Raw genomic sequence first — 6,986 nt, forward strand, 5'->3', positions numbered from 1 at the left:
GGTTGGCGGTACCGGGTCGAGTGGCGGTCGGTGGCTGCCGGATCTGGGCGTCTGGATGGCACCTGGCTGGTCGTCGCGCCGACTGACGAGGACCGCGCCGAGTGGGTCCGTGATGCGCTGACCCGGAACGGTGCGGACGACGTGCAGGTTCTGCACGTGGATCCGGATTCGGTCGATTGGGCGGAGCAGTTGCCCGACCTGTCGGCTCTGAGTGGCGTGGTCTCGCTGCTGGGACTCGCCGACGCGGGTGATGCGACTGTGCCTGCGGGTGTGGCGGCCTCGGTTGGGCTGTTGCAGGCGCTCGGTGAGGCGGATGTACAGGCGCCGTTGTGGTGCCTGACGTCGGGCGCGGTGTCGGCAGGCACGGATGACACGGTTGACGGGTTCGAGCAGTCGATGCTGTGGGGCCTGGGTCGAGTGGCCGCCCTGGAGCAGTCCGCCCGCTGGGGCGGACTGGTCGATCTGCCGGAGGCTCGGGATGAGGGGGCCGGTGATCTGCTGGTCTCGGTGCTCGCCGGGTCGAGTGGTGAGGACCAGGTCGCGCTGCGGGACGGCGAGATTCTGGGACGCAGGCTGGTGCCCGCGCCGCTGGGCAAGGCGCCCGATACGGGCTGGTCGCCGCGCGGGACAGTGCTGGTCACCGGTGGTACCGGTGCGCTCGGCACACACGTGGCCAGGTGGCTGGTGGGCAAGGGTGCCGAGCATCTGTTGCTGACCAACAGGCGTGGACTGGAGGCCGATGGCGCGGAGGAGCTGCGCGCGGAGCTGACCGAGCTGGGTGCCCGTGTCACGATCGCGGCCTGCGACGTAGCCGATCGCGACGCCCTGGCGGATGTGCTGGCGTCGGTTCCCGCCGAGTTCCCGCTCACTGCGGTGGTGCATGCGGCGGGGATTGAGCGTTCGGGTGTTCTGGCCGATCTTGATCCGGCTGATCTGGGTGGGTTCGCCGAGGTGTTGTCGGCGAAGGTGGAGGGTGCGCGGAACCTGCATGAGCTGCTGGGGGACCGGCAGTTGGATGCGTTTGTGCTGTTCTCGTCCATTGCCGGTGTGTGGGGCAGTGGTGGTCAGGGTGCGTATGCGGCCGCCAATGCCTATCTGGATTCCCTTGCTGATCACCGTAGGGCGGCGGGTTTGTCGGCCACGGCGGTGGCGTGGGGTCCGTGGGGTGGTGGCGGCATGGTGGCGGGTGCCGGTGGGGGTGCGGCGGATCAGTTGCGGCGCCGGGGTCTGCCGACGATGGCTCCGGCGGTGGCGATCGCGGGTCTGGCCACGGCGTTGGAGCGTGGTGACGGCAATGTGATCGTCGCCGATGTGGACTGGGAGCGGTTCGCGGGCACGTTCATGGCGCAGCGGCCGAGCCCGCTGCTGGGTGAACTGCCCGCTGTGCGGGCCGCGTTCGAGGCTTCCTCGGTAACGGGCGGGATGTCGGAGCTGGCGCAGCGCCTGGCGGGTCTGGATGAGGTGGAGCAGGAGCGGCAGCTCACCGAGTTGGTCCGGTATGAGGCGGCCGCGGTGCTCGGCCATGTATCGGGTGATGCGTTCTCCGCGTCCCGTGCGTTCAGGGAGTTGGGTTTTGACTCGCTGACGGCGGTGGAGCTGCGGTCCCGGCTCAGTGAGGCCACCGGTGTCGCGCTGCCCGCGACGCTGGTCTACGACTACCCCAACGCCGCCGTCCTGGCCGCGTACCTGCGCACCGAACTGTCGGGTGCGGACGTGGCCGCCCCCTCTGCTCCCATCGCCGTATCTGGTGTGACCGATGAGCCGATCGCGATCGTGGCGATGGCCTGCCGGTACCCCGGTGGCGTGTCGAGCCCGGAGGACCTGTGGCGGGTGTTGCTCTCCGGTGGGGACGCGGTCTCGGAGTTCCCGACCGACCGTGGCTGGGACTTGGAAGCGCTGTACGACCCCGACCCGGACGGGGTGGGAACCTCCTACTCGCGTTCTGGCGCGTTCCTTTCGGACGTGGGCGGGTTCGATGCGAGCTTCTTCGGTATCTCGCCGCGCGAGGCCCTTGCGATGGACCCGCAGCAGCGGTTGCTCCTTGAGACCTCGTGGGAGGCGTTCGAGCGGGCGGGGGTTGACCCGAACTCGCTGCGTGGTGAGCGCGTCGGCGTGTTCGTGGGATCGAACGTCCAGGACTACGGGCTGGTACTGGGCGGCGCCGCTGAGGATGTGGGCGGTTATGTGGCGACCGGTAACGCGGCCAGCGTGGCCTCGGGCCGTCTGTCGTACACGTTCGGCTTCGAAGGTCCCGCCGTCACGGTGGACACGGCGTGCTCGTCGTCCCTGGTCGCCCTGCACCTGGCGGTGCAGGCGCTGCGGACGGGGGAGTGCGAGCTGGCCCTCGCGGGTGGCGTGACGGTGATGTCGACGCCTGGTGCGTTCGTCGAGTTCAGCCGGCAGCGTGGCCTCGCCGTGGACGGGCGCTGCAAGGCGTTCGCCGCCGGTGCTGATGGCACCGGTTGGGGTGAGGGTGTCGGCATGCTGTTCGTCGAGCGCCTTTCGGATGCTCAGCGCAACGGTCACCAGGTGCTTGCGGTGGTACGTGGTTCGGCGGTGAACCAGGATGGCGCGTCCAACGGCCTGACCGCGCCGAACGGACCGTCGCAGCAGCGGGTCATCCGCCAGGCGTTGGCGAGTGCGGGCCTGGCTCCGGCCGACGTGGATGTGGTCGAGGCGCACGGTACGGGTACGAAGCTGGGTGACCCGATCGAGGCGCAGGCGCTGCTCGCCACCTACGGCCAGGGCCGCAGCGGTGAACCGCTGTTGCTCGGGTCGGTGAAGTCGAACATCGGTCACACGCAGGCCGCTGCGGGTGTGGCGGGCGTGATCAAGATGGTCATGGCGATGCGGCACGGGGTACTGCCCAAGACCCTGCACGTGGACGAGCCGTCGCCGCACGTCGACTGGTCCGCCGGTGCGGTGGAACTCCTTGCGGAGGAGCGCCCCTGGCCGGAGACCGGCCAGCCGTTGCGCGCTGGTGTGTCGTCGTTCGGGTTCAGCGGTACCAACGCGCACACCATCATCGAGCAGGCCCCCGTGGTCGAGCAGGAGGAAGCTCCGGAGCCGGTGCGTGACGGTGGCCTTGTGCCGTGGCTGCTTTCGGCGGGCGACGAGGGAGCGTTGCGTGGCCAGGCCGAGCGGCTTATGGCCGTGGTGGACGAGCACGCGCTCGTTGATGTCGGCTACTCGCTCGCGACGACGCGGTCGGCGTTGGACCACCGTGCGGTGATCGTGGCTGCTGACCGGTCCGAGTTGCTGGCCGCACTGGCCGACGTGGCCGAGGGCCGGGCGACCGGCGCGGTGGTTGCGGGAGTGGCTGATGAGCCTGGCCGGTTGGGATTCCTGTTCTCGGGTCAGGGTTCGCAGCGACTCGGCATGGGCCGCGAACTGGCCGCTCAGTACCCGGTGTTCGCCGAGGCTCTGGACGCCGTACTGAGCGAGTTCGACCCGCAGGTGCGTGAGGTGTTGTTCGGTGAGGATGCCGATGCGCTGAACGAGACGGGGGTGACGCAGCCCGCGCTGTTCGCGGTCGAGGTCGCGCTGTTCCGACTCCTCCAGTCGTGGGGTCTGCGCCCCGACATGCTGGCCGGGCATTCGATCGGTGAGCTGGCCGCCGCGCACGTGGCGGGTGTGTGGTCGCTTGCTGACGCCGTCAAGGTGGTGTCGGCGCGGGGTGCGTTGATGCAGGCGCTGCCGTCCGGTGGCGCGATGGTGGCGATCCAGGCGACCGAGGCCGAGGTCGCCGCGGATCTTCCGGAGACCGTGGGTATCGCTGCGGTCAACGGCCCGACCTCGGTGGTCATCTCAGGAATCGCCGCTGACGTCGAGGCGGTTGCCGAGCGTTGGCGTGAGGTGGGCCGGAAGGTGTCTCGCCTGAAGGTCAGTCACGCGTTCCACTCGCCGTTGATGGACCCGATGCTCGACGACTTCCGCCGGGTGCTTGAAGAGGTGTCCTACGAGGCCCCGACGAGCCCGATCGTGTCGACGCTGACGGGCCGGCTGACCACCGCCGAAGAACTTGCCTCCCCGGAGTACTGGGTGCGGCATGTGCGTGAGTCGGTGCGGTTCGCCGACGCGGTGGGCACGCTCGTTGCTGAGGGTGTGGGTACGTTCGTCGAGGTCGGCCCGGGCGGCACGCTGTCGGCGCTGGGCCGGGAGTCCGCGCCGGAGGCAACCTTCGTACCCACGCTGCGTGGCGATCGGCCGGAGGCGGTGGCTGCTACGACCGCCGCAGGCCAACTGCACGTGCGTGGCGTCCGGGTGGACTGGGAGGTGTTCTTCGCCGATCGCGGCGCACGCCGCGTTGACCTGCCGACGTACGCCTTCCAGCGCGAGCACTTCTGGCCCGACGTGCTGCCCATGATCGGCAATGTCGCGGCGGCGGGGCTCGGTGCCGCTGAGCACCCGCTCCTCGGCGCGACCGTGACCCTCGGTGGCACGGATGGTGTGTTGCTGACGGGTCGGCTGTCGGTGCAGTCGCATCCGTGGCTGGCTGACTATGTGGTGCAGGGTTCGGTGTTGCTGCCCGGTGCTGCGTTTGTCGAGTTGGCGGTGCGGGCGGGGGATCAGGTCGGGTGCGATCTGGTGGAGGAGTTGACGCTGGAGGCGCCGCTTGTCCTGCCGGAGAGCGGTTCGGTGCGGGTTCAGGTGTGGGTCGGTGCCGAGGACTCCTCGGGCCGGCGTGAGCTGAGTTTCCACTCCAGTGTCGGTGACACCGACGACGGCCGTTCGTGGACGCGGCATGCCACGGGTGTGCTGCGTGAGGGTGGCCGCTCCGGTGGGGCTTCGCTGGTCGAGTGGCCGCCCGCTGGCGCGGAGGCCGTCGACCTGGGTGGCTACTACGACCGTATGGTCGCGGGTGGCTTCGGCTACGGGCCGGTGTTCCAGGGGCTGAAGTCGGCCTGGCGCAAGGGCGATGAGGTGTTCGCCGAGGTCGCGCTGCCGGAGGGTGTGAAGGCTGAGGGGTTTGGTCTGCACCCGGCGTTGCTGGATGCGGCATCGCACGCGATCGGCCTGACGGACGGCGATACTGATCAGCTGCCGTTCGCGTGGTCGGGTGTGCGGCTGCACGCCTCGGGTGCGACGGCGCTGCGGGTGCGACTGGCCCCCACCGGTGCTGACGGAATTGAGCTGACGCTTGCGGACGACTCCGGTGCTCCAGTGGCCACGATCGACTCGCTGGTGTTGCGTCCGGTGTCGCTGGAGCAGTTCACCGGTGACGGTCAGGTCGATGCGTTGTTCGGTGTCGACTGGGTGTCGGTGCCTTTGTCCGAGGGCGATGTCCCGTCGGTCGACTGGACCGATCTTGAGGCGCTTGCGGGGTCGGCGGAGCTGGCTGAGTTCGCCGTTCTGCCGTGCCCGGTCACGGTCATTTCCGCGTCTGACCCGGTTGTCGGTGCACACGAGGCGGCGCACTGGGCGCTGAACGCGGTCCAGTCCTGGTTGGCGGACGAGCGGTTCGCCGCGTCTCGCTTGGCCATCGTGACCCATGGCGCGATCGCCGCCACGGGCGATGACGACGTAAGTGATCTCGCTCAGGCTGCGGTGTGGGGTCTGCTGCGGTCCGCTCAGTCGGAGAACCCGGACCGGATCGTGCTGGTCGACCTCGATGACGAGTCGGCGTCGCTGGACGTGCTGGCTTCCGCGCTGGCCACGGGTGAGCCGCAGTTGGCGGTGCGTGCGGGTGCTGTGAGTGCGCCGCGTCTGGCGAGGGTGCGGCAGTCCGTCATGGATGACCCCGGGTTCGGTGCGGGTGCGGTCCTGGTCACTGGTGCGACGGGCACGCTCGGCGGCCTGATGGCCCGGCACCTGGTCGCGGAGCGAGGCGTACGGAACCTGCTGTTGGTGAGCAGGCGCGGCGCTACCGCCGAGGGTGCCGAGGAGCTGCGGGCCGAGCTGGTCGCGCAGGGCGCCGAGGTGACGTACGCGGCATGTGACGTGGCCGACCGCGAGGCACTCAAGGCTCTGCTGGCCGAACACGAGATCTCCGCCGTCGTACACACCGCAGGTGTGCTGGACGACGGGACCATCGGCTCGCTGACACCCGAGCGGATCGACACCGTCTTCCGGCCCAAGGTCGACGCGGCCTGGCACCTGCACGAGTTGACGCGCGACCTGGACCTGTCCGCGTTCGTCCTGTTCTCTTCGGTGGCGGGCATCCTCGGTGGCCCTGGCCAGGGCAACTACGCGGCGGCCAACACCTTCCTGGACGCGCTCGCCCAGCACCGTCGCGCCGCTGGTCTGGCCGCGACCTCGCTCGCCTGGGGCCTGTGGGCCTCGGGCGGCGGCATGGCAGGCAGCCTCGACGAGGCCGACGTACGGCGGATGACCCGCAGTGGTGTGATCCCGATCGGCGCGGCCGAGGGTCTGGCGCTGTTTGACGCGGCGGGTTCCACGGGGCGTGCCGCGCTCGTACCGATACCCCTCGACCTGCCGGTGCTGCACCGGCAGGCGCGCTCCCAACCCGTACCGCACGTGCTGCGTGGCCTGGTCCGGGGCAGTGTCCGCAGGATGGTTGAGTCCGGCCTGGTTGTTGCCGGGTCTGCGTTGGCGCAGTCGTTGGTGGGGCTGCCGGTCGCGGAGCGGGAGAAGGCGCTCCTGGATCTCGTACTCGGTCACGTGGCAGTGGTGCTGGGCCATGGTTCGGCGCAGGCCATCGCGCCGGACCGCGCGTTCCGAGAGCTGGGCTTCGACTCGCTCAGTTCCGTCGAACTGCGTAACCGGTTGAATGCGGCGACTGAGTTGGCGTTGCCGGCCACGTTGGTCTTCGACTATCCGACGCCTGCCGCGCTGGCGGCGCATCTTGGTTCCGAGTTGCTGGGTGGTGTGGTCGATGTCGTGGCCAACGATCTGGTGGCGATGGTGGCTGATGAGCCGATCGTGATTGTCGGGATGAGCTGCCGCTTCCCGGGCGGCGTCGAGTCGCCGGAGGACTTGTGGCGTTTGGTGGCCGGGGGCGGCGACGCGGTGTCGCAGTTCCCGAC

The 6,986-nt window shown here is 69.6% G+C and carries 1 pseudogene; it reads left to right on the forward strand.

Going from position 1 to position 6,986, the window contains the following annotated elements:
• Positions 1 to 30 precede the first annotated feature (30 nt).
• Positions 31 to 6,986, forward strand: a pseudogene (locus ACFQ7F_RS44840) (SDR family NAD(P)-dependent oxidoreductase); the annotation flags it as partial.

This window comes from Streptomyces sp. NPDC056486, from assembly GCF_042795295.1.
GTDB lineage: Bacteria > Actinomycetota > Actinomycetes > Streptomycetales > Streptomycetaceae > Streptomyces.